At 52.8% G+C, this 23,460-nt stretch carries 22 protein-coding genes; 13 read left to right on the top strand and 9 right to left on the bottom strand.

Annotated features, from left to right (window positions below):
* Window positions 1-36: 36 nt before the first annotated feature.
* The 3 genes from NEA10_RS13195 to NEA10_RS13185 all read right to left on the bottom strand — a co-directional run bounded on the left by NEA10_RS13195 (window position 37) and on the right by NEA10_RS13185 (window position 4,158).
* A complete protein-coding gene (locus tag NEA10_RS13195) occupies window positions 37-1,200 on the bottom strand; it encodes a glycosyltransferase family 4 protein (RefSeq protein ID WP_252661033.1) in 1,164 nt (387 codons plus the stop codon).
* Window positions 1,201-1,256: 56 nt separating this feature from the next.
* The gene (locus NEA10_RS13190; protein WP_252661031.1) at window positions 1,257-2,426 is read right to left on the bottom strand and encodes a glycosyltransferase family 4 protein; all 1,170 of its coding nucleotides are present in this window, start codon (window positions 2,424-2,426) and stop codon (window positions 1,257-1,259) included.
* Window positions 2,427-2,637: 211 nt separating this feature from the next.
* On the bottom strand, window positions 2,638-4,158 hold the full coding sequence (locus NEA10_RS13185) for a DUF5691 domain-containing protein (protein WP_252661029.1): 1,521 nt from the start codon (window positions 4,156-4,158) through the stop codon (window positions 2,638-2,640).
* A 208-nt stretch (window positions 4,159-4,366) separates the two neighbouring features.
* Between NEA10_RS13185 and NEA10_RS13180 the strand changes: the two genes are divergently transcribed.
* The 3 genes from NEA10_RS13180 (at window position 4,367) to NEA10_RS13170 (ending at window position 7,146) form a co-directional block, all read left to right on the top strand.
* Window positions 4,367-6,115, top strand: coding sequence for a helicase HerA domain-containing protein (locus tag NEA10_RS13180; protein WP_252661026.1), 1,749 nt, complete (start codon window positions 4,367-4,369; stop codon window positions 6,113-6,115).
* A 152-nt stretch (window positions 6,116-6,267) separates the two neighbouring features.
* Complete coding sequence (locus NEA10_RS13175; RefSeq protein WP_252661024.1) at window positions 6,268-6,828, top strand: Uma2 family endonuclease; 561 nt, start codon at window positions 6,268-6,270, stop codon at window positions 6,826-6,828.
* A gap of 33 nt (window positions 6,829-6,861) precedes the next feature.
* On the top strand, window positions 6,862-7,146 hold the full coding sequence (locus tag NEA10_RS13170; RefSeq protein ID WP_252661022.1) for a hypothetical protein: 285 nt from the start codon (window positions 6,862-6,864) through the stop codon (window positions 7,144-7,146).
* On the opposite strand, the gene NEA10_RS13165 is transcribed toward NEA10_RS13170, so the two are convergent.
* From NEA10_RS13165 to NEA10_RS13150, 4 genes are all read right to left on the bottom strand, one after another.
* The gene (locus NEA10_RS13165) at window positions 7,143-8,126 is read right to left on the bottom strand and encodes a methyltransferase domain-containing protein (RefSeq protein WP_252661020.1); all 984 of its coding nucleotides are present in this window, start codon (window positions 8,124-8,126) and stop codon (window positions 7,143-7,145) included. The genes NEA10_RS13170 and NEA10_RS13165 overlap by 4 nt on opposite strands.
* An 18-nt stretch (window positions 8,127-8,144) precedes the next feature.
* The gene (locus NEA10_RS13160; protein WP_252665355.1) at window positions 8,145-9,233 is read right to left on the bottom strand and encodes a Get3/ArsA fold putative tail anchor-mediating ATPase NosAFP; all 1,089 of its coding nucleotides are present in this window, start codon (window positions 9,231-9,233) and stop codon (window positions 8,145-8,147) included.
* A 150-nt stretch (window positions 9,234-9,383) separates the two neighbouring features.
* Window positions 9,384-9,584: a cytochrome b6f subunit PetP gene (petP, locus tag NEA10_RS13155; RefSeq protein WP_068790842.1), complete on the bottom strand. Its 201-nt coding sequence runs from the start codon at window positions 9,582-9,584 to the stop codon at window positions 9,384-9,386.
* A gap of 73 nt (window positions 9,585-9,657) precedes the next feature.
* Complete coding sequence (locus NEA10_RS13150) at window positions 9,658-9,903, bottom strand: hypothetical protein (RefSeq protein ID WP_252661017.1); 246 nt, start codon at window positions 9,901-9,903, stop codon at window positions 9,658-9,660.
* A gap of 235 nt (window positions 9,904-10,138) precedes the next feature.
* Here NEA10_RS13150 and NEA10_RS13145 point away from each other — a divergent pair, with 235 nt between their 5' ends.
* Both NEA10_RS13145 and NEA10_RS13140 read left to right on the top strand, forming a co-directional pair.
* Window positions 10,139-10,729, top strand: a complete 591-nt coding sequence (locus NEA10_RS13145; RefSeq protein ID WP_252661015.1) for a hypothetical protein — start codon at window positions 10,139-10,141, stop codon at window positions 10,727-10,729.
* A 70-nt stretch (window positions 10,730-10,799) separates the two neighbouring features.
* A complete protein-coding gene (locus NEA10_RS13140) occupies window positions 10,800-11,573 on the top strand; it encodes a hypothetical protein (RefSeq protein WP_252661013.1) in 774 nt (257 codons plus the stop codon).
* Between the two features lie 28 nt (window positions 11,574-11,601).
* Here NEA10_RS13140 and NEA10_RS13135 read toward each other — a convergent pair whose 3' ends face one another.
* Window positions 11,602-12,042: a DUF4332 domain-containing protein gene (locus NEA10_RS13135; RefSeq protein WP_252661011.1), complete on the bottom strand. Its 441-nt coding sequence runs from the start codon at window positions 12,040-12,042 to the stop codon at window positions 11,602-11,604.
* 328 nt (window positions 12,043-12,370) lie between these two features.
* On the opposite strand from NEA10_RS13135, the gene NEA10_RS13130 reads away from it, so the two are divergent.
* From NEA10_RS13130 to NEA10_RS13120, 3 genes are all read left to right on the top strand, one after another.
* A complete protein-coding gene (locus NEA10_RS13130; RefSeq protein WP_252661009.1) occupies window positions 12,371-13,600 on the top strand; it encodes a type IV pilus twitching motility protein PilT in 1,230 nt (409 codons plus the stop codon).
* Between the two features lie 68 nt (window positions 13,601-13,668).
* Complete coding sequence (locus NEA10_RS13125) at window positions 13,669-13,923, top strand: Nif11-like leader peptide family natural product precursor (RefSeq protein ID WP_252661007.1); 255 nt, start codon at window positions 13,669-13,671, stop codon at window positions 13,921-13,923.
* Between the two features lie 107 nt (window positions 13,924-14,030).
* Window positions 14,031-16,910 carry a CHAT domain-containing protein gene (locus NEA10_RS13120; protein WP_252661005.1) on the top strand — a complete coding sequence of 960 codons (2,880 nt, stop codon included), beginning with the start codon at window positions 14,031-14,033 and terminating at the stop codon, window positions 16,908-16,910.
* A 24-nt stretch (window positions 16,911-16,934) separates the two neighbouring features.
* Here the strand turns inward: NEA10_RS13120 and NEA10_RS13115 are convergent, their stop codons facing one another.
* The gene (locus NEA10_RS13115) at window positions 16,935-17,810 is read right to left on the bottom strand and encodes an SWIM zinc finger family protein (protein WP_252661002.1); all 876 of its coding nucleotides are present in this window, start codon (window positions 17,808-17,810) and stop codon (window positions 16,935-16,937) included.
* A 378-nt stretch (window positions 17,811-18,188) separates the two neighbouring features.
* Here NEA10_RS13115 and NEA10_RS13110 point away from each other — a divergent pair, with 378 nt between their 5' ends.
* The 5 genes from NEA10_RS13110 (at window position 18,189) to NEA10_RS13090 (ending at window position 23,363) form a co-directional block, all read left to right on the top strand.
* A complete protein-coding gene (locus NEA10_RS13110) occupies window positions 18,189-19,373 on the top strand; it encodes a response regulator (RefSeq protein ID WP_252661000.1) in 1,185 nt (394 codons plus the stop codon).
* A gap of 50 nt (window positions 19,374-19,423) precedes the next feature.
* On the top strand, window positions 19,424-20,983 hold the full coding sequence (locus NEA10_RS13105) for an NAD(P)H-hydrate dehydratase (RefSeq protein WP_252660997.1): 1,560 nt from the start codon (window positions 19,424-19,426) through the stop codon (window positions 20,981-20,983).
* A gap of 47 nt (window positions 20,984-21,030) precedes the next feature.
* Window positions 21,031-22,341 (top strand): CHAT domain-containing protein, encoded by a 1,311-nt coding sequence (locus NEA10_RS13100; RefSeq protein WP_252660995.1) that lies wholly within the window; start codon window positions 21,031-21,033, stop codon window positions 22,339-22,341.
* Window positions 22,342-22,508: 167 nt separating this feature from the next.
* Window positions 22,509-22,994 (top strand): sterol desaturase family protein, encoded by a 486-nt coding sequence (locus NEA10_RS13095; protein WP_252660992.1) that lies wholly within the window; start codon window positions 22,509-22,511, stop codon window positions 22,992-22,994.
* A gap of 54 nt (window positions 22,995-23,048) precedes the next feature.
* Complete coding sequence (locus NEA10_RS13090; protein WP_252660989.1) at window positions 23,049-23,363, top strand: Mpo1-like protein; 315 nt, start codon at window positions 23,049-23,051, stop codon at window positions 23,361-23,363.
* The last annotated feature ends 97 nt before the right edge of the window (window positions 23,364-23,460 follow it).

The following is a 23,460-nucleotide window of genomic DNA, read 5'->3' as shown; positions in this document are numbered from 1 at the left end:
AAAATCCTAATTCAGACAATGTTGACCATTTTGCCATCAAACCCACCCCTGAAGTTGACGGGCCAACTCAGCGACAGCCACCTCCCAGTTAAGACGCTGTTCAAACTCCCGTCTCGCCGCTTGGGCTAGGGGTTGATAGCTGTCCTGGCGCAAGCAGTCTTCAATCCAGGTGCTATAGTCCGCTGCGGTGGCGTGGCGAGAGAAGCGTTGGCCATTCACCCCCTGACGGACAACGGTGGGGATTCCCCCGACATCACTGGTGAGAACCGGAACCCCGAAGGCGTTAGCTTCACAGAGAACATGACCGTAACATTCGGCCCGGGAGGGGAGAAGCAAAAAATGAGATTCGGCTAAAAGTTGGTCTAGGCGGGCTGCGTCTTGGGCCTGTTGACGGTTGAGAAATCCCAGACTTTTGACGAAGGGCGGGAGTGGCTGGGGGGGGTGGCCGCCGACGAGGGTGAGTTCGCTCTTGAAGCCCCGTTGATTGAGGTCTTGGGCGATCGCTAGGGCTAGATCTCCCCCTTTACGATACCAATCCACGCCGATAAAGAGGAGTTTACAGGGCTGTTTGGGGCGCGATCGCCGCCAAGTCTCGACTTGGGCTGAGGTGGGAACTTGGGAGAGATTGGCCCCGAAGGGAATGACATTAATTTTGTCGGAGGGAAGTTGATAGGTATCCTGGGCGATGTCGGCGGCCCACTGGGAGGCGAAAAAGAGTCCCCGACAGCGTTGATAGGCCTGTCTGTCTAGGTCATACAGTTGTCGCCGACTGGCGGAACAGAGGTTTTGATAGCCGGGGTACTGGTCGATTAAACCGGCGTAGGAGGTATCTGTCCAGAGGGCGATGGGGTGTGGGAGGTTGAGGTAGGCGATGAGGTTACTGTCGGAGGTGAGGATGAGATCCGGTTGTAGGCGATCGCAGTGGCGTTGGAGTTGTTGTGCATAGTCACGGGTAAACCGGGGTTCAGTCCAGGGGAGATAGGTTTTGTGAAAGAGGCGATGGTAGCGACGTTTGAGTTTGGGCCAGAGGGCGCGCTGTTCTCGCTGTTTGTTGAGATGATGAACTGAAATAACGCTGTGGTGATGGTTGAGGGCGTTAAAGATGGCTTGGCATTTTTGTCCATGTCCAAGTTTGTTACGGGGTAGGGTTTTGGGGTTCAGTTGGGTTAGGTTAAATTCGGTGAGATAGGCGATTTTCATGGGGAGGGAGAGGGAACCACGGAGACACGGAGGACACAGAGAGGGAGGGGGAGAGGTTAGGGAGAGAGGGGGGTTAGGAGGGTTAGGAGGGATTGGCAGGCGCTGTCCCAGTTGAGGGTGTTTTGATAGTTTTTTCGGGCGTTTGAGGCGAGTTTTTGATAGGTTGTCTTATTTTTGAATGTGTCTAAGATAAGGGTTCCGTAGGTTTGAATAGATGTGTTTTTGGGAAGAGTCCAGCCTGTTTTTTGGTGTTGAATAATGGTGGATATTCCTCCGGTTTGATGGGTTAGACAAGGCAGTCCAAATCCTTGGGCTTCGCAAAAAACGTGACCGTAGCTTTCGGCTTGGACTGGAAGAATAAAGACGTGTGAGTCAAGAAATAATTTTTTGAGTTGTTGAGACTGTTTTGTATCGTATTTGTCTAAATAGCCAAAATAGCGAAGATGGGGAGATGTATTTAGGTGTTTATTGGGGACAATTCCAGCGACGTTTAAGTGAGTTTCTAGCCCCTGTTGATTGAGCCAATCGGTCACGGCTAAGGCTAGGTTTCCTCCTTTACGTTCCCAATCAACCCCGACCCATAATAAGTCACAAGTCGTTTGAGAGCGTTGGGCGATCGCCCTTTGAATTTCGACTTCATCAGGCATCTCTAACCAATTGGCTCCCCAAGGAATGACCTCGACTTTGGATGAGGGAAGTTGATAGGTTGAAATTGCCTGATTCGCCGCCCAGTCGGAAGCATAAATGACTTTAGTGCAACGGTCAAGGGCTTGTTTTTCAAAGAAATAGATATTTTTGCGCGTCTCTCGACAAAGATGACTCATGTAAGGATAGTAATCAATTAAGGCGGATAAGGGAGCATCTGTCCAAAGAACTATCGGTTTTTGGGGGTTTAAGTTGGCGATGGGCAATACATTTTCGGCGGCTAAAATCACATCATAGTTAATTGAGTGAAGTTGAGACTGAACTTGACTGCCATAATCTCGAACAATGGTGGGTTCTGCCCAACGATAATAATCACGTTTTTGGATTTTATTATAAAACTCCCACTTTAACTTAGTTACCAAGGAGCGTTTTTTCTCTAATCCTCCCACATATTCGACGTGACAGCCTAAGTTTTCTAAGGTTTTGGCAATAGCAAATCCGGCTTGACATAATCCTAACTGGGTTGAGGGCCAAGTGTGGCGATCGCAAACATTGTACAGAGTTGTATAAGCAATTTTCATTTTTATGTTTGAGAACGAGGGAACAGGAGTAGAATATGTTCCGGTATCAGGTTGAGTTGTGACCTAGATCTATTGATTCTAAAGGCATAACTCACCCCTACAAAGTTAAGTTAGGGGTAGGAGTAGCCGAGGGGGACTACCACCACCTCGGCTATGGCTCGGTGAACAGAGTGCGTCCTTACGTCTTTTCGACTGCCCATTGCCTTGCCCCCTATTCCCTGTTTGCTTCGTCCAACCCTTCCCGAAATACTAACAAATCCAAAAACTGCTCAACGGTTTGTCGCCAATAGGATTGCGGCTTCATCTCAGGTAACAGACTCTCCCGAAACTCTCCCTGCAAGCGAGGATTCATCCAGTGGGAAAAGCGGCGAAACGTCGATCGCACCGCCCAATCATAATGATCCTGACTGGCCAAAATATCCCCCCGGAAGCGTTGAAAAATTCCCCGAGAGAACTCATCACGCCAGGGCCAATCACAGAGTTGCAACTGGCGTAAACTCGGATGACGCTTACTCATCCTCTGGGGATGGGCCTGGAGATGGCCAAGAATCCAGGCTTCCCGTTCCTCCAGAGGTAAACTATGCAACAGCGTGCGATCGCGCTCCAGGTCCCCCTCCAGTCGCCCCGGAATCTCCAGGCCCAACAAACATCGCGCCCAATCGCGATCCTGATGAATCATAGCGGCGATCGCCCATCCCTCCCACAAATACTCCCAGAGAGGATGCTCCCGAGCCAACCCCAACCACACCTCAATCTCCTCCCCCTGGGCCCAAACCCGAGGCGGAACCCGGGCCAACTGTTGTAAAAACCACCAAGGTTGACGAGGAACCTTTGCCGGAGGCTTCTCTCGCACCCCATCCCGTCGCATCTCCGGAGTCATCATCTCTGGAAGGGTCACCTTCAACCCCTGGGGCGATCGCTCCAACCGCCCAGCCAGCCACTGCCTCACCCGTTGCACAAACCCAGACTCCGGCAACCGAGTCAGCAACCTTGCCGCCATCTCCCGCACCTGCTGACTCTTATCCCCCAGGGCCCCCTCCAAAAACGGCTCATCCGCCGCCGTTAGTCCCAGATGGAAGCATTTGAGGTATTCCGTGCGATCGCCCGCCTTATGAGCCTCCCAGACCCCGCTAACCCACTCCCGAGCTTGGTCAGGGTCAGCCAAACGCATCTGACGCAACCAAAACAAACGAGTCGGCAAATTTCCCTCACCCCAGCCCTCCTCCGGTGTCACCCCCACCACCGCCAACGCCGCAAACTGCCAATCCGAGTTTTGCGCCGCCAGCCAATAGCCCCGATAACCCAACACCGGCAACATCAGCGATCGCAAGTTGCGCCCTTGCCGGCCCACCTCCAACACCTGAGGCAAACACTCCGCCGGAACCCGCACCCCCGCCTCCCGGGCCCATCCCAACCACAACCCCAAGCGTTCCTCAACCTCCTCCCCCTGCAAACTCTCATGCAGCAGCCGACTCGCCGCCAACGAACAGCGAGGCAACCGTTCCTCCGGCGCCACCTCAACCCTCCCCTCAGCCACCCCCCGAGGCAACACCCGCCCCGCCCGACGTTGTACACTAGCGATGGCCAACACTTGCAAAATTTCCACTTCTAAGCTATCACCATCAATCAGAGGTTCCATCTCCTCCGACAGCGGCACCATCTCAGCCAACGGTCGTTGTCCCAACCGTTGCGTTCCCAACAAAACCGCCTTAACCAGCGCCTCCCAAACCACGCAACCCACCTCCCAAGCAGCCAACCATGGACCATTAATATGGACTATTAATAATAACGAACAATTAATCTAGCCAATTGCCTCAAAAAGCGGTGCGTTCCGGCAGTTTCAGGTTTATCGCCTTCAGCTAAACATTAAATGAAGCCGGAACACACCCTACCCCCTGTTGCCTCTTGCCTCTTGCCTCTTGCCTCTTGCCTCATTAACCATGTTCGATCGCCCTCTCGGTTCCGTCATCCAAGGTTCTCTCAGTCACGGCCTAGAAATTCGCCTCCATCCCGACGTCTCCGTTGAAGAAATGCGCGTCGGCAAATTCCTCGTCGTACAGGGAACCCGGGCCCGCTTTTTCTGCCTCCTCACCGACGTCTCCCTCGGAACCGCCAGTCAGCGCGTCTTCGCCAACCCCCCCCATCCCGAAGATGACTTCCTGCAAGCGGTTCTCGCCGGAAGTGGCACCTACGGAACCTTAGAACTCACCCCCATGTTGATGTTAATGACACGGGATGCCGAAGAACTCGCCCGCGTCATGTTACAAGCCAGCGGCCAAGGGACCCAGCAAAACGGACGCAAAGGCAAAAAATCCAAGAAACTAGCCTCCTTTGAAGCCAATACCAGCGCTGACTTAGAATTACTGCCCGTCAAAACCATTCCCAGTCACTTTTCCCAAGTCTATGAAGCCTTAGAAACCGATTTCCGCTCCGTCTTTGGTTGGGAAGATGACCCAACACGAAAAAACTTTGCGATCGGCAAACCCCTCGATATGGATGTTCCCGTCTGTATCGACCTCGATCGCTTCGTCGAACGCAGTAACGGCGTCTTTGGCAAATCCGGAACCGGCAAATCCTTTTTAACCCGCCTACTTCTATCGGGAGTCATCCGCAAAGATGCCGCCGTCAACCTCATTTTTGATATGCACTCCGAGTACGGCTGGGAAGCGCAATGTGAAGGCAAAAATATCAATACCGTCAAAGGCTTGCGGCAACTGTTTCCTGGCAAGGTGGAAATGTACACCCTCGACCCCGAATCCACCCAACGGCGAGGCATTCGCGATGCCCAAGAATTATATTTAAGCTATGACCAAATTGAAGTTGAAGATATCAGCCTAGTACAACGAGAATTAAACCTTTCCGAAGCCGCCATCGAAAATGCCATCATTCTCCGTAATGAATTTGGTCGCAACTGGATTACAGAATTGTTGGCCATGGAAAATGAGCATATCCAGGTTTTTTGTGAAGAACGACGGGGCAACAAATCTTCAATCATGGCCTTACAGCGTAAATTAATGCGCCTGGATGAATTAAAATATATCCGCAACACCTGTCCCCAGAATTATGTCAATCAAATCTTAAATTCTCTGCAAGCGGGGAAACACGTTGTCATCGAGTTTGGGTCTCAGAGTAATATGTTGTCCTATATGTTGGCAACCAACGTCATTACTCGCCGCATTCACCAACATTATGTCAACCAATCGGAGCAGTTTTTACAGAGCAAAAATCCCCTAGACAAACCGCGCCAATTAGTCATCACTATTGAAGAAGCCCACCGCTTTTTAGATACCGCCTCCGTCCGCAGTACCATTTTTGGGACCATTGCCCGAGAAATGCGCAAGTATTTTGTCACGTTGTTAGTGGTCGATCAGCGTCCCTCGGGCATTGATAATGAGGTGATGTCCCAGGTGGGAACTCGGATTACGGCCCTATTGAATGATGACAAAGATATTGATGCTATTTTCACGGGGGTATCGGGGGGGCAGAATTTGCGATCGGTGTTAGCGAAGTTAGACTCCAAGCAGCAAGCCTTAATCCTGGGCCATGCGGTTCCCATGCCCGTGGTGGTTCAGACACGTCCCTATGACCAAACCTTCTATACTGAAGTAGGGGATTTAGATTTAGATCACCTCTCCGATGACCATGTGGCGGAAATTTCCGAAGCCGCCAAGTTGGATTTAGGATTTTAGGCAATCGAGAATAGGGTAGGGTGCGTTCCGGCTTTACAATGTTGGGCTAAGACCGACAAACTTAAAACTGCCGGAACGCACCGCTTTTTGGGGAGAACCACGGAGTCACAGAGGACACAGAGGAAGAGAGGAGAAGAGGAGGAGAGGAGTTTATGGTGAAAATCTCAACACAACTCAGCTTAGAGGAATTTCTCACACAACCGGAAACTAAACCGGCCTCTGAATTTATCGCTGGGGAGATTCTACAAAAACCCATGCCGAAAGGACGACACAGCCGCTTGCAGGGAAAGCTTTGTCAGGAAATCAACCAACTGACGGAAGCTGCCCAAATTGCCTACGCCTTCCTGGAACTTCGCTGTAGCTTTGCGAATCGCTCCCTGGTTCCCGATGTGGCCGTGTTTCTCTGGAATGAGATTCCCTTTCTAGTGAATGGAGAGGTTCCCGACCGATTTGATATCCCCCCCAGTTGGGTGATTGAGATTCTTTCCCCGGAACAACGACCGAATCGGGTAATTGGCAATCTGTTACATTGCCTAGAACATGGCAGTCAGTTAGGCTGGTTTATAGACCCCGATGATGCCAGTATTTTGGTCTTCCTTCCCGACTCTCGACCGATTTTGAGGCAGCATCAAGACCCGTTACCCACATTAGAGGCGATTCCCTTAAGCCTGACCGTCGCTGAGGTGTTTGGTTGGCTGAGAATGGGAGGTTAACCTTAAAGAGTTAATCCCATTAATAGAAAGAAAATGAACAACTTAAAACGCCTTTTCGGACTGGGTTTAGTTCTGGCACTAATTTGGACCCTCAGCAGTCCGATCGCCCTCGCAGAACCCCAGTCACCCGCCACGCCAACTGTCCAACTCGCCAAAAGCACCTCGGACCGCAACCCCCCTCACGTCCCCGTGCGATCGCCCAAATCCGGGAGTTGCCAATGTCCCTACGACACCGACAAAGCCGGCCGTTCCTGTGGTAAACGCTCCGCCTATTCCCGGCCCGGCGGCGAGAGTCCCCGCTGCTACAAAGACGATTAAACCGGCGCTGTCTCCTGAGAATCCCGAGTTTCCACCAACTCGGACCCCTCACCGCGAACGGCGCGGAACATCCCAAAGCGACATAACCCGGCCCCAAACGCCAGCCGCATTAACACCAACGTCGGCACTTCCCGCACCGACTTGAGAAAGCCAGACAACCCGAACTGCATCCAACCCTGGGGCCGGACAATCCCCACACGAATCGAATCAATCCAAGATGGGAGGGTTTCTTGCGTCCAATCCGCTGTCACCACCTCACCCTCAACCAATCCCGTCTCTTGCAACAGTTCCGCAAACCCTTCAATACTGGAAAACGCCGGATGGGACCATTGATCCAACAATTGCCGCATCACCGGACGTTCCCAGACATTCAAAGGAACCTGGCGGTCATCCCGCTGATTCCAATCGGCCATCACCAAAACTCCCCCCGGCTTCACCACCCGCATCAATTCGCGGGCAAACACTGCCTTATCGGGCATATGAGGCCCTGCTTCAATGGACCAGACCACATCAAAACTACCATCGGGGAAGGAGAGATTCATCGCATCATCCACCGCAAACGTAGCATCGACGCCGTCGGGGGTTAACTCTTGGGCCCGTTGCACCTGTTGGGGGCTGATGGTAATCCCCGTCACGGAAAAGCCGTAGTCTTTGGCCAGAATGCGACTACTCCCACCAATACCACAGCCGACGTCTAACACCGTCGTTCCCGGGGGTAGCTTGTCTAATCCCCCCCAGCGGACCATTTCATGGACAAAATCTGACTTGGCTTGCAGGAAATCTTTAGACTCTGGTGGGGAACCGTAATGGCCCAGATGGATATGTTCACCCCAGTAGTATTCCAGGATGCCGTCTTGTGTCCATTCGTCGTAGGCGTTGGCGACGGTATCGGAGGATTGGTATTTACGGGCGGCGTTGAAATAGGCAATCAGGGCGATCGCCAGGCTCACAACTAAGACCAGGATAAGAGTCGGGGTCATCGCAATTTAACGAGCAACTTAGAACGAAATCGTCAGATATTGGTTTTGAAACTTGGCCCCTTTGACGGGTTTCCCTTGCAGGGCCGGGGGCAGATAAATGTTATGCCGTTGTTCTCCGGCTTCGACAGTCACTTCTGGCCCGGACTGGATTAATTTTACATCTTGTTTACTAAATCCCGGTAGGAACAGACGCACCGATTGGGCGCTACGATCCACCTCCATGGGTTTAGGGGCGCTGGCAATTTGACTGCCGAAGTTGGGCAAGGCATCGATCAGCGGCTGCCAATCATCTCCAGATTTGCTGGGAATGGTCGTAACCGGGAGGGGGTCAAACTCAGTCCCGATCGCCCCGCCATTACCCCGATTCACCAGGATTCCACCAATGGTTAAGCCGATTTGTTGGGCTTCTCCCCAACGGTATTTGGCAACAGCCAGGGAGGCGGCGTCATCCCCACTCACCAGATAGCCGGCGATATGGGTGGCATCGCTGAGGGCCGACTTGCCCTCGTTGAGAAATTCGTCGATGCGATCGCTACTAAATTCCGTCTTACTCCAATCGACATTCAAAACCGCCCCACTCATCGGTTGCCAGAACGGGGACAAGGCCCGCACAATATCCGAACCCTCCAGAACTTGCTTGAAACGGCGCAGATACCAACCGCCAATTTCAGCAATTCCTAACATTCTCAGGGTTTCGCGATCGCCCGTCCCATCATAGACAATCACATCATACTCACCGCTGCGATCGTACTCCCGCACAGCATTGAGAGCAAAGGCGGCATCCATTCCCGGCAACACTGCCAACTCCTGACCATAGACTTCCTTAAAAAAGGGAGTTTTCAGATATTGGGCTTCCAGTTTTTTCACCTCTTCCCAGGCTTTTTCCAGGAGATAGGGGGTGTTAAACTGCACCACCTTCAGATTCGCGGCGATGTCTGTCGGTTCCGGGGGCGTGGGCAATCCTAACAGTAGGGACAATTCCGGCCCCGAACCTTGACTGGCTAGGAGAACCCGTTTGCCTTGACTGGCTTGTTGCTTGGCGGTGGCGATCGCCACTGTGGTGCGCCCAATACCACCTTTTCCTAAAAATGTCAATATCTGGGTCATTGAACCATGAACCATCGAAAATGGACAATGAAGACGAAACGAAATACCCCTTGAAGCGTTGAATACATCCTAATTTTATCCAGCCACTCTCCAGAGTTCAGAGTGGGAGAAGGGCCCCGAGGGGATCTCCCACCCTGAGGGAGTGCCGAATTAAGCCAGCAGTTCCAGTTCGTCTTCAAAGAACCAGGTGGAAAAGCCACCTTCAAACTGAACCACAGCCCCGATGCCGCTACCATCAACCATTTTGTAATCGGAAATGGTACCGACGGGGTTTTGCTTAATTTTACTGACCACATCATCGGAGACGCGATCGCGAATGCGGCGGACTTTGACTTTTTGACCTACTTCCATCTCAAGCTGAATCACAGTGTTTGGCTTAGACCACCCAATCAGTGTATCAGGGTTTCGTCAGTGCGTTTCCCACTCAAGCGGATTCCGAATAATCCGCCAGGGCCAAGACATAGATGGCGTGGGCCAGCCAAATCGCAGCCCAGGTTCCCGTCACCGGAGTCAGCCAGGGGAGATCCCAACGATAGAGAATGGCAAAAAACCAAATCCCCGAGTTGATGGCCGAGAACAGGGCCAGATGGAAGGCTAAGTTAATGCGATCGCCCAAGCGACGGTACTCTGGGTCATTGCGATCGGGCTTTCGAGACCATTTAGGAGGCATATAATTAAAACAACCGGGTAAAACAACTAGGGTGAACGAGAAATCAATAGGTTAAGTGTAGTTAACAAATCACCCTGAGTTCTAGGGCGATAGACTTCACAAACCACAAATTCTCTTGATACAATGGGAGCGGCGGTGAGGGGTATGACCCCTCACCGTTTCAAAAACTAACTCACCATAGGCTCCAAGAAACCGAAGCGTCCAGCCGCCCCGATTGCTTGGGGAATAAACCATCATGTCATCTGTACCGGCTCCATCGTGGGATACCCTAGAAACTGTAGCTCGGTCAACAGAGGTTGATCGTCCCATGTATAACCGTTCCCACTCTAAAGGCATTATTGCCACAGTCGAGCGACGAGACCGCCTGAGCGGGGAGGGTCGGGTTCAAGAATTTCCCCCTTCAGTACGCCTTGACTTTGAAGGCTTAACTCGCTTTGAAGTCGTGTCCGATCAGTATAAACGTTGGGGGGTTGAGTTTGATAATGCCATCGCCGTTAGTCCCTCTAATCCGGCCTATCCCACCCATTCCGGTGAGATGGTGCTCATGGCTGCGCCCAAAAGTGGCTTTTTGGAATTAACCTTTGACCGTCCTGTACAGTTTGTAGCCGGTTACGTGACCAGCTCTCGTTTCACCGCCATGTCGGCCTACAACGACGGTGGACAAACCATCACGCGAGCCGAACTCCCTGGGGCCAACTTAGCCAACTCCAATTCCTCCGTACAACCGAACCAACAACTAATTGTGCGATCGCCCAACATTCGTCGCGTCACCTTTTACGCTTTTGACGGGGAACTGGTGGTGGATGATATCAGCTTCGGATATTAACTCCAATTTCGTGATAAATTAGTCACAACATTCATCCGTCCCCCTATTAAGTCCCACCGACCTCAGCACCGTGGCTTCAGCTTCTCGTCCTCGCTCTCGCCGTAAAGCTCCCCAAGCTAAATTTCCTCGCTCTCAGACGTCCCGATTGCTGCGATCGCTGCCCCTGCCCAAAATGCAACGGGAGACCCTGGCTTGGGGAACCGCCGCCATCCTCGGGGGGACAATGCTGCTGTGGAACTGGAAGCTCTTTGTCGCCACCGGGACTGGCATGAGTGCGACCCTGGGGGTTTATTTATTACTGCAATCCAAAAGGCGATTGCGTTGGGGAAATCTACGTCGTTGGTTCTCTGGTCCCCAAAAACCTATTGTTCTAGCCACCACCACAGGCGGACTCGCCACCCTGTCCATGTACATGGCCACGGCCATTTGGGTTAGCTCAGACAATCACTGGATAGCCAGTGGCTTTATCCTAGAAGGACTCGCTACCCTAGCTATTTTAGGACTCCTGACCTGGCAAACCCTACATCGAGTCTTAGGACGAGATAAAGTCGATCTCAATGCCATGGTCAGTCAACTGAGTCAGGACGACCCTTTGAAGCAAGTGATCGCCCTGCGTCAACTGGAACGATGGATCTTAGCTGACCTGGTGGATGAGCAGGAAGAGCAGACCATTTTGGACTGTTGCCACGTTTTACTCAGTCGCGACCTCGACAGCGTTGTTCGGGAGGCGGCCCTGGCCCTGCTAGCGAGCCAGTCAACGCAGGAAGCCACGAGTCTCCTATCCAACAAAGGGGGGTTGAACCTGAAGGTGGCCCGTCGAACCGCCAAACGCCGTCAAGTTTAACCCCTCTCCCTTGCAAGTCCGCACTACCCTAATTAAGGGGTTTAACACATTGGGCTGCCTGAATCCAACTCACCACATCGCCCCGAGAGGGACAACCCGACCTTTGGCGGGTCGCTGAAACACACAGACGCATTAACTGAGGGTAGAACTGCTGAATCTGGGTTTGTCCGAGTTGTTTGGGAGAGACGACGCCACAGTGAAGGACGAGACCACAATAGCAACACCCCACTCCAGGAATGCGGGCTAAATCAGCTAAAACCGCCCATTTCTTGACATAGTGAACCGAAATCTTCAATCGAGCCGCCAACTCTTCCACACCCTGGGGTTTGCGAGTTTGGTTGAGCAATTGATAGGTTGTTTGGATGCCACAATCCTTGAGGCGATCGCACTCAGCCGGTTTCAACCCCGGTAGTTTAGCGATCGCCCAGTTTCCAGATGACCGTGAATCAGTTGACCTCGTACGAACCATAACGCTAAAACCGTTAAACTTAAACAACAGGGACCCCAACCGCTCACCAGAACGGCTCCTCGGACTAGATGACAATAACTGAGATGAAAGACCAACTTAGCCCTGAGGCCATCACACCGCCCCAGTTCTAGGAACTGGCAATTCTCCCTGGGGATGGGCCTGTTCCTCAGTGTACACCACCCGATCACTCTCCAGCATCAGTAAAATGGAGAAGTGAATGATTAATAACCTTGCGTATTTTTAAAATCCCATCACGTCCTCTGATGCCCTAAGAACCGGCTCAGAGCGAAGACGTATCAACCCTAAAATTAACTCTCTATAAACCCTCATGGTAGATAAATCCGTCAATCCAACCCCATCCGGAAAACCTCCAGCCGCCAAATCTGGCAATCATCGACAACCGCTACCCCCACCCCCCCAGCGTCGAGTTGCCAATCCGGCCAAACCGCCAAGCTTTGACACCTCAGTAGAGAAACTGGTGGTCACAGCCCTTGAGAAAAAAGCCTCAGACATCCACATCCGCGTCGGTCATAAACCTCGCATCCGTATCCGGGGAGAAATGATTGAAATGAGTCAAGAAATGCTCACCACCAGCGACATTTTTGACCAGTATCTTCAGGAAATCATCTCAGAATCACAACGAAAAAAATTTCGGCAAGAAAAAGAACTCGACACCGCCATCTTTTACCCAAACGTAGTGCGTTGTCGGGTCAACTGTTTTGACTCCCTCTCCGGTGGAGCCATGGTCTTGCGGCTGATTAGCCTAGATATTCCTAGCATTGATAACCTACGACTTCCCCAAGTCATCAAAAAAATCGTTCAAGCTCCCCAGGGTCTAATCCTGATTACCGGGCCCACCGGTTCCGGGAAATCCACCACCATGGCCGCCGCCATCGATCACCTCAATAACAACTTCCACAAACACATCGTCACCATCGAAGACCCTATTGAATTTGTACATACCTCCAAAAAATGCCTGATTAGCCAACGGGAAGTGGGGTTACATACCCTAGAGTTTCACCAGGCCCTGCGAGCCGTCTTGCGGGAAGACCCCGATGTCATTCTAGTGGGCGAAATGCGCGATCGCACCACCATCAACACCGCCCTGCAAGCGGCCCAAACCGGACACCTCGTCATGGGAACCCTCCATACCCGTAACGCCATCGACTCCGTGAACCGTCTCGTCAACCTCTACCCCCCCGACGAGCAACATGTCATCCGCATTCAATTGGTTGAATCCCTCGTGGCCGTCGTTGCCCAGCAATTGCTCCCCACCACCGATCGCCAACGGGTTGCCGTTCACGACATTCTCATCAACACACCCACGATGAAGGACTACCTCATCCGGGGTGAAGAAGACGAAGCCTTCCATCTGATGAAAACCGAGCAAATTGAAGGGATGCAAGTCCTCAATCAAGCCCTATATCGTGAAATCCTCGATGGACGCATTACCATTGAAGATGCCCAGGGAATTTCTCCCGATCCCGGAGAACTCGAACGTCTCATGCGCACTGGAGGTTACGATGCCTCATCCTCCCCACGAGAGTGGCAAAATTAGAGGCACATCGCCATCAGGGTGCCTAGGTTTGCCCTAAGAACACCCAATGAGGAGGTCCATTGAATACCATGTCTATTGAAAATGCTGAACAGTTCTTAAAAGATGTCCTACATGAGCCTGACCTACGCAATGCTTTCACCAAGAGTGAAAGCCCTGAGCAGTTTCTCAACATTGCTCAAGGCCTAGGCTATGACTTCTCCAGCCAAGACCTAGAAACTGTGGTTGCACGCCATAGTCAAGGCGTCAACACTCGGCGGCGCACAGGAATTTGGCAGTGGCTGAGAACGGTTCCCTGGATTGACCGCCAGGAAGCCCGCCATTAACCCCTTGACCGTTAACGGGTATCCACCCGTTATGATTAGGTCGTTAATGGGTTTGGACTCAGTTGTTTGCACCCATCGCTCCCCCTAACCCAGAGGTGAATTGACCCGTGGTGACTCGTTCTTGCTTTATGTCAGCCCAACGCTGGTATGCCCCCCTCCTAACCACAACCGTCCTGGGACTCAGCCTTAGCCTGAATCAAGCCCAGGCCCAAACCCTGATTCCTAGCAATGATGGAACCGGAACTCAAGTTATCCCCGAGGGCGATCGCTTCGACATCGATGGGGGGAGCCTCTCAGGAGATGGTCAAAATCTCTTTCATAGCTTTGACCGCTTCGATCTCAACAGTGGTGAAACTGCCAACTTTCTCACCTCTCCCGAAATCCGGAATGTTCTTGGACGCATTGGCGGTGACGCTTCCCAAATTGACGGACTGCTACAACTAACGGGAAGTCGCGCCAATCTCTATCTTCTGAACCCGGCCGGGATTCTCTTTGGGCCCAACGCCCAACTCGATCTCCCAGCCTCATTTTTGGTTACCTCCGCCAGCGCCGTCACCTTCAACGGTGGCATCTTTGACCTCATCAATACTCCTGACTATCAAGCCCTAACCGGAGACCCCAGTGGCTTTCGATTCAACGGCGGTGGAGCCATTACCAGTCTGGCACCCTTACAAGTTCCTGAAACCCTAGCCCTGCTTGGGGGAGAGGTCAATGCCGGCAATCTCACCGCCGGACAACTGTTAATCCATGCTATCCCCGCAGAAGCTAACCTACGGATTAGCCAACCGGGATTTGTTCTCAGTCTTGACCTCTCCGCTCATCCGGATCGCTCTACTGATATTCCCGGCCTACTCACAGGAGGAGAAGCTGATGGCGGCGAAGGTATTTTAGATACCTCGGGGGATGTCCCTCGCATTCAATCCGGTAATGTCAGCCTGGGGAACCTGACCCTAACGCCAGCCAGCCCAGACACCCCAGCCGAGGTCGTCATTGAAGCTGGGGGTAGCCTTAGCAGCGGCAGTATTAACACCTCCCCAGGGGGAGGGTCTATAGATTTACAAGCCCAAGGGGATATTAACAGTCAAATCCTCTTGTCCGGAGGTGGAGCAATTCGCCTCGACAGTGCCTCAGGTTCCATTCAAACCGAGGACATTATCGCCACCGGGGTTAATGGTGGCGAGATTCGCCTCAACGCAGCAGAAAACATCAGCACCGGGAACCTTGACAGTGAAGGCTTAGGAGGAACCGGGGGCAATATCACCACGATGGCTGGTGGCCAGACCGAGATCCTCTCCCTGGATGGTCGCGGAACCGCCGGTGGGGGAAGCCTTTCCCTGAGTCAATCACGGCTGCGGGTTCCTGGGGCTGTAGCTTCGGGTCTGATTATTGAGGAGGATATCTCCGTTGCGACCTCCGAGGGGGGACGTATTCAGGTAGAAATGACCGAGTTTGGCGTTCCCTTTGAGGTGGGTAACCCTACAACCAGCGGTACATCCGGCAGTTTGACCGCTGGGGGCGATCGCCTGGATCCTCCCTTCACCTCTAGTCCAGGGGTTTTTAGTCAGGGGGCCATTACCGTCATCTCCCCGGAAGCCCCGGACCCCGTCCCACAGCCTGGAGACCCTGAAGTGGCGGAGGATATTGAACGTTTACAACGGATTCCCGGCCCAGACCCTGACTCGCTGATGGTCTTAGAGTCGAGTCTGGACTCGGAAATTCGCTATACCGACGACTTTGTCCAGTTTCTTGATCTTGATGCGACACCGACGGTCAGTTTAGATGACAGCCGGGCCCTGTTATCTGAGATTGAAGAGGAGACTGGAGAACGACCGGCCCTTATCTATATTCAGTTTGTCTCTAATGTCCAACTGAGTCTTAACCCCACCCCTCAGAAACAAGCTAGCTCTGGGGTATTAAAAATTGATGACGATCCCCTCAGTGATGGCTTAGAAATGCTCGTGGTAACCGGTGCAGGGGATCCGGTTCGAGTGGTGGTGGATGGGGCCACGCGAGCGCAGGTTATGGAGGCCGCCTTTGAGTTACGGTCCAACCTCACGAATCCCCGTCTGCGCCGCAGCGATCGCTATCTGGCCTGGTCGCAACAACTCTATGACCTCCTAATTCGTCCCCTAGAAACGACCTTGGAGGAACGGGAAATTACCAACCTCACCTTCATCTCTGACGTGGGCCTGCGAACTCTCCCCCTAGGGGTTCTTCATGATGGGGAACAGTTCCTCATCGAACGCTATAACCTCGGTTTAATCCCCAGTTTGAGCCTCACGGATACCCGCCGGGGCAATCTGCAAAACACCCAAGTTTTAGCCATGGGAGCCTCAATCTTTCCCTTTAATCCAGCTCTTAGCCCTCTCCCGGCGGTTTCAACGGAACTGCAAACGATTAGCGAACAACTTTGGCCAGGAGTAAACTTTCTCAACGAGGAGTTTACCGTTGAGAACCTACGGCGACAACGACAACAAACTCCCTTTGGCATCATTCACCTAGCAACCCATGGCGAGTTTGTCGATGGAGATGCCAGTAACTCCTATATCCAACTCTGGGGTGAACGCCTGAGCCTCCTGGAAATGAGCCGCCTCAATCTCAACCGCCCCCCCGTGGAGTTATTGGTTCTGAGTGCCTGTCGAACTGCTGTCGGTAGCACTGAAGCGGAGTTAGGCTTTGCGGGATTGGCGGTGGCCTCAGGGGCCAAGACAGCCCTGGGGAGTTTATGGTACGTCAGTGACGATGGCACCTTGGGTTTAATGACGGAGTTTTACCGGCAACTTCGTGAACAGCCGACCCGTTCAGAAGCCCTCCGCCAGGCCCAAATTTCCCTCTTAAATGGCGAGGTTCGGGTTGAAGACAGTCAACTCATTACCCCTGAGTTGACCGTCTCCCTGCCCCCTGAATTGGCCGCACAAATCCCTGACCGAGACTTTAGTCATCCTTACTTTTGGTCTGCGTTTAGCTTAGTCGGCAATCCCTGGTAAGGGGGAGTTGGAATGGCCCGAAGCCTAATCCGTTTCCGGAGTTGCCATGGCTTGGGCGATCGCCTCCTGACTGACGGTTTGATAAACCTGTTGAAAATAGGCTCGGACTTGTTCTAAGGCAGCGGTTTGGGCCAAGGAACTATTCCCTGTTTGAGCTAACAGAGGAATCGGTCCGAGTACATCTAACACTGTTTCCTGAGTGGGTGGGGGAGTGATGACCACTAAGGAGGGGTCTAGGGGGTCATCATAGGTCCAAAAGTCTTCCACCCTTAGGGGAGATCCTTGGGTTGAGTCTTCTGAGGTGGCCGGGGTGTTAGGGGTCTCTGGGGAGTCTGATGGCAGAGCCTCAGCTAAGTCAGCGCGGCGTTCCCGGAGTGCAGCGATAATCTCCTCCTTGCTGCGACCGCGCAGTTGAAAGAGTAAAAACGGATCTTCACCAAAGCGATCGCCCAGTAAATGATAGACGGCAATAATATGTTTACAGGGATTGGCTTTATCGGGACAGGAACAGCGCGATCGCACCTCCTGCAAACTAAAGGGAAATAACCGCAATCCATTGGCGGCAAAGACATCTTCAATGTTGGTGGGCATTTCTCCGGCTAACAACTTAGCCGAATGCAGGGCCTGTTCCGACAAAGTATCGACAACATATTGCCAATCTTCGTCACTAAACGCATCAAGCCAAATCGAAAGTTCATAGGGTTGATCTTCGCTTCCCTGTACCTTTGCTAAGACTTTTTTGTCCCGAAACTCAATGCCTAAAACATTGCCTTGTCGCGCATAGTTTCGCCCCCGCTCCAGACGCTTTTTAAAGCGATATTTTTGCAGTAGATCCAACCATTGCTGAACCCACCACTCCTGTTCTTGATTAGGATTTAATCGTTCGCCAGAATAGACCATGATGCTCTGATTCCTTGTTACCACCGCCTAGACAATCATGGGATTGAGACTCGACGCTACTAGATCTAGGGCTAGTTGACCGATGTTCCCCAACCTGCCCCTTACGTTCTAGCATACCCTTGAGAGCGGGCCAGATCTGCGGATCACCCAGGAACTCTAGAGAGGCGGATGACGTCGCCGGGGTTTAGCCCCTAGCTTCTCTGAAACTGCCCCTCAAAGCACCCCAGAAACCACTTAAATGGGCTGTTTTTGTCGATTTGAGACCGGTTCCCCAGCCCGGGTCTTAGGGGAATCGGGAAATCTCCGGGAAATTACGGATAGGAATTCGTAATTCTACGGGACTACAATAAAGCTAGCTACCACTCAAATCTTGCCATCATGGTCTGCCATCTACCCGGTGTCAATACCCTCCTCAGGGCGTTTGCCACAATTCATACATCGGCTAAAACAGGAAAACTGAGCATTACCGTACGGGGGGAGCAGTGGCACTACTACTTTCTCCAGGGTCGATTTCTCTTCGCTTGGGGAGGACAACATCGGGTTCGTCGTTGGCAACGAGCCTTAAAGCGTCACTGTCCCCATTGGCGATTGGATGTTCGGGGTGCAACGCCCAAAGGATTATGGGAGTATCAACTGCTCCATCGTGCCGTTTCCAATCAATCCCTGGAACTCTCAACGGGGAAAGCTGTGTTAGGGGCGATCGCCGCCGAAGTGCTCTTTGCTACCCTAACCCCCAAAGATCTCATCTGCAAATGGACGGACTCCAGACCCAACGCCCCCCATGAATCTCGCCTGGCCCTATCCCCTAAAGAATTTCAACGGCTGTTGACCTCAGTGCAAGATCTCTGGCAGCAATGGCAGGGGATGGGGTTAACCTACATTTGCCCCGACCAAGCCCCCCTCTGGACGGGTAAAACCGCCGATCGCGATCTCTCCCTAACCTCAAGTTCCGCCCGAACCCTCTTTAACGGTCAATATACCCTTTGGGACATCGCCCAACGCCAACGGCGATCGCTCAGCAACCTAACCCGAACCCTGCACCACTTCGTAGAACAGGGAACCCTACAATTGCGCCAAGTGGATGATTTGCCCTCCCCCTTTGAACAGATGCAAATGGTAGCCGCTGCGGTTGCCCCGCCTCGTCGCACCATTGCTTATATTGACGATAGCCCCACCGCTGGAGAATACTTGCGCAAAATTATTGAGCCTCGGGGCTTCCGGCTCATGTTTATTCAAAATCCTTTACAAGACCTACCCCTGTTACTCAAAGAACAACCGGAACTTATTTTTCTGGATCTGAATATGCCCTTAATTCACGGCTGCGACTTTTGCAGCTTTCTGCGCAAAACCTCCGTCTTTCAGGCCACTCCTATTGTCATCCTCAGTCAAAGTGATGGAACCATGGAGCGCGTCCGAGCTAATCTCTCCGGGGCCTCAGACTTTCTCAGTAAACCCCCTCGGGCCGCCGATGTCATGCAGATCGTGGAGAAATATATTCAATCCCTACCCCTAACCTCCGCCCACGGTCAACGCTTGCGTAGCTATCACTCCTCCAATCGGTGAAATCCTCGCCTACAATACTCCTGAAGCCAGGATTCAGGAGACCGGGAGTTATGTCTGTCGAGTTAGACCTCGATCGCATCATCGTCAGTGCGGCGGAAATGAGCGCCATTGAAACTCGCCTCTTTGACGCGGGCTTCCCCGTGGCGGCGTTAATGGAAAAAGTCGCCGGACGCATCGCCCAATGGATTCAGCACTGGCTCAGCCAACAGACCCCCAACCCGCCTCATCTGGGGGTGTTAGTGGGTCCCGGTCACAATGGCGGCGATGCCCTGGTGGTGGCCCGAGAATTATGGTTTCAGGGCTATCCCATCTCTATCTATCGCCCCTTAGACAAGGCCAAACCCCTCACCCAAGCCCATTTTGATTATGCCACGTCCCTGGGGATTCCCATCCTAGACAGGTGGCAGGACTTGCAAGACTGTCAGGTCATTGTTGATGGTCTATTTGGCTTTGGACAAACTCGCCCCATTGAGGGGAAACTCGCCGACCTCCTCACCTGGGTCAATCAACAGCCCCAGCAACGGCTCAGTATTGATATTCCCTCGGGGATTCACACGGATACGGGGGAGGTGTTGGGGGTCGCATTTCAAGCGGATGTCACCCTCTGTTTAGGACTTTGGAAACGGGGACTCTTTCAGGATGCCGCCTTAGATGTCTTGGGAGAGGTGCAACGGCTCGATTTTGATATTCCTTGGGCGGATGTGGCGGCGGTGTTGGGGCCGGTTCCCCAATGGCAACGCATCACCCCAGAGAGCGCCCGCAGCGCCCTGCCTCTGCCTCGTCCTCAGTTTACTCATAAGTATCAACAGGGACAACTGTTGCTCATCGCTGGGTCCCGTCAATATGGCGGGGCTGCCAGTTTAGCAGCGTTGGGCGCTCGGGCTAGTGGTGTGGGGATGTTAACTCTGGCGGTTCCCGAGTCTCTACAACCGTTGTTGAATCAGCAAGTTCCTGAGGCCCTGGTTCTGGCCTGTCCCGAAACCCCCCAGGGTGCGATCGCCCAATTGCCCCGCGACTGCGACCTCAACCGCTATGATGCGATCGCCCTCGGACCCGGTTTAACCCAACAGACGCCAACCCTATTAGAGCAAACCCTCCAGATAGACAGCCCCTTAGTCCTCGATGCCGATGGACTCAACCTCCTCGCTGCCGATTCAAATTGGCAAGGGGGAGAGGCTAACATCACCCCTTGGCGGTCTTCCCCTCTCATCCTCACCCCCCACCCAGGAGAGTTTCGTCGCCTCTTCCCCCACCTATCTGCCCCTCACCCCGCAGAGGCGGCCCAACAGGCGGCCAGCCAATCAGGGGCCTTGGTCGTCCTCAAAGGCGCACGGGTAGTCATTGCCCGTCCCGATGGGTCCCTGGCCATCAATCCCGAGAGTACCCCAGCCTTAGCCCGAGGGGGGTCTGGGGATGTCCTAACAGGGCTTATGGCGGGGTTGGTGGCGATTGCAGCCTGTCAGAAGCGGGCGATCGCTCCTCTAGTCCATAGCGCCGTCTGGTGGCACGCTCAAGGGGCATTACGGGCGCAACAGCAACGGGGGGTCTTGGGAGTTGATGCCTGGACCCTCAGTCAAACCTTACCGTTGGTTGTCGCCGGTCAGGTCTAAATCAAAATGGCTAACATGGGGACGATTCCCCTATTTGTTAAGAATCGATGATATTAAAATCCCTACACGGCCCTGCCATTAGTGCCTTAACCCTGCTGAGCTTAACCCTGGCGGCCCCAAAAACGTTAGCCGGGGACGTTGAGGCTTTAATTGAGCGTTGGCAAAATCTGGAGCTTAGCTGGGAAGAGCAATATTCCGAGTATTTCGGGGTTCCCTTGAGCGATCGCAGCCCCGAGTTTGAGGAGATGATTAACACTCTGGCCCAACAATCCCTGGCCAATCGTCAAACCTCCGCCATTCTCTACGCCATCCCCCATGAAGAGGAATTAGAACTGATTTTAGCCACCTCCAACGGACTGGCATTTCAAGAGCAGGTGGCCGTCACTCAAGAAGAACTCCTAGAAACCGTTGCCGAGTTTGAAAATGAACTCACCAATCCCCGACGGCGACGCAGCACCGCCTATCGTCAGGTGGCCCAACAACTCCATGAGTGGCTCATCTCGCCCCTAAACGAGCATCTGGAGAGTGAGGGCATTGAACATCTGATTTTCTCCCTGGGAGAAGGATTGCGAACCCTACCCATGGCCGCCCTCCATGACGGCGAGAGGTTTTTAATTGAACGCTATAGTTTGGCTCAGATTCCCGGATATCTCCTCATGGATAGCGGCTCGAGATCGCTGCGAAATGCCCAAGTTCTAGCCATGGGTGCGTCTGAATTTCAGGATGCCGCCCCCCTCCCAGCCGTTCCTCTGGAATTAGCCTCAATTGTGCCTCGCCTATGGCGGGGCCAAAGTTTTCTCAATGAAGGCTTTACCCTCAGCAATTTACAAGAACAACGTCAACAACAGGATTACACCATTATCCACCTCGCCACCCATGCCCAGTTTCAACCGGGAGATGCTGACGCCTCCTATCTTCAGTTTTGGGATCAGCGACTCTCCCTAACCCAGCTACGGGAGTTGGACTGGCAAGATTCCCCAGTGGAGTTGTTAGTCTTAAGTGCCTGTTCGACAGCACGGGGGGATTTGCAGGCAGAATTGGGCTTTGCTGGCTTAGCGGTTCAATCGGGCATTCCCACGGTGTTAGCCAGTCTTTGGGCCGTCAGTGATTTGGGAACTCTCCTACTGATGAGTGAGTTTTACGAGCAACTCAAAACTGCTCCCACTCCTGCCGTGGCCCTCCGTCGTAGCCAATTGGCGGCCCTGCGGGGTGACTTAGATTTTACCCCGCCCCCCTTGAGTGATAATCTGCCCCCCGGAACTCTGGTGGGGTCTCCCCTACCGGATCGGGTTGAGCGCTTGGATGTCTCCCATCCCTACTATTGGTCAGCGTTCACCAATATCGGCAATCCTTGGTAACATCAGGGGTTAGAGAAGATTCTCTCCCAATTCAGTGGACAGTTGAGAACCTGGCCTCTTGACAGAAGACCAACCTGGGTTAAGGATTAAAGTTGTTCACTGATTACCGATTAAGCGATTAACAAAATTCTGACTAAAGTGGTCTTGACAAAATAGAGGAGTTGTGTATGTGGACTGCGATCGCCGTTGGCCTTTTGGCATTTATCTTTTCGAGCTTTGTAGAGTATTGGGTTCATCGCCTGATGCACCATTCCCCCCGCTTTGGGGAACGTCACCGAGATCATCACCGCCGCAATGAAGGACAAGGGGTGTTATGGGAGTTTCGCGATTACGTTAAAGGGGCAGCCATTGCCATGGTGTTGCCCTTCGCCATTTCCCTAGAGGTGGGGTTAGGCTGGCTGATGGGGGCCTTAGCCTATGCCCTTTTTTCCGCCTACGCCCACCAGTTGCAACATGAGAATCCCAGCAAGTGCTTCTGGATGCCCATGCCCGTTCACTATGTCCACCATAAATATCAAATGTGGCATCATAACTTCGGTTTAGCCGTGGATTGGTGGGATTACGTCTTTGGAACCTACAAAAAAGTGGATTGGCTAAGTGAAGAGGAACGTCAAGTTCCTCAACGGGGCTATCTGGAATTGCAATGGTGGTAATCGGTGCTATGGTAGTCAAAATCTAGCCCCGATTTGTTTACGGAGTTCTATCCCATGAGTATTTTACAAGAGGCCAAAGACCACTTTGTGGCCAGTCATCAGCACCCCATCAATCAAGGGTTGCACCATGTCACCAACTTTTTAGCCTTATCTGCCATTGTTTTGCTGTTCATTAACCCTAAAATTAGTCTCATTTTTCTGGTGATTAGCCAGATTTCCGCTTGGGGAGGTCATGCAGTATTTGAGAAAAATCATCCCGCCTTTTTTAAGTATCCTGGGGTGACCATTCTTGCCTCCTTTTCCTGGTCTTTTGAACGTTGGTTTGGCTTGCGGCGGCTTTTGATGAAGGGCGATCGCACTCCCGTTTAAGCCCTGACCCGAACCCAGACCCCGCTAATCCTGTGCCAATCCAAAAGATGGCACAAACCGAAGACTAAACTCAGCCCAATTCTGAGCAAAAGCGATG

The sequence above is a fragment of the Phormidium yuhuli AB48 genome (assembly GCF_023983615.1).
GTDB lineage: Bacteria > Cyanobacteriota > Cyanobacteriia > Cyanobacteriales > Geitlerinemataceae > Sodalinema > Sodalinema yuhuli.
Note: the sequence above shows the minus strand (reverse complement) of the source record. Positions and strands in the feature narration are given on the sequence as shown.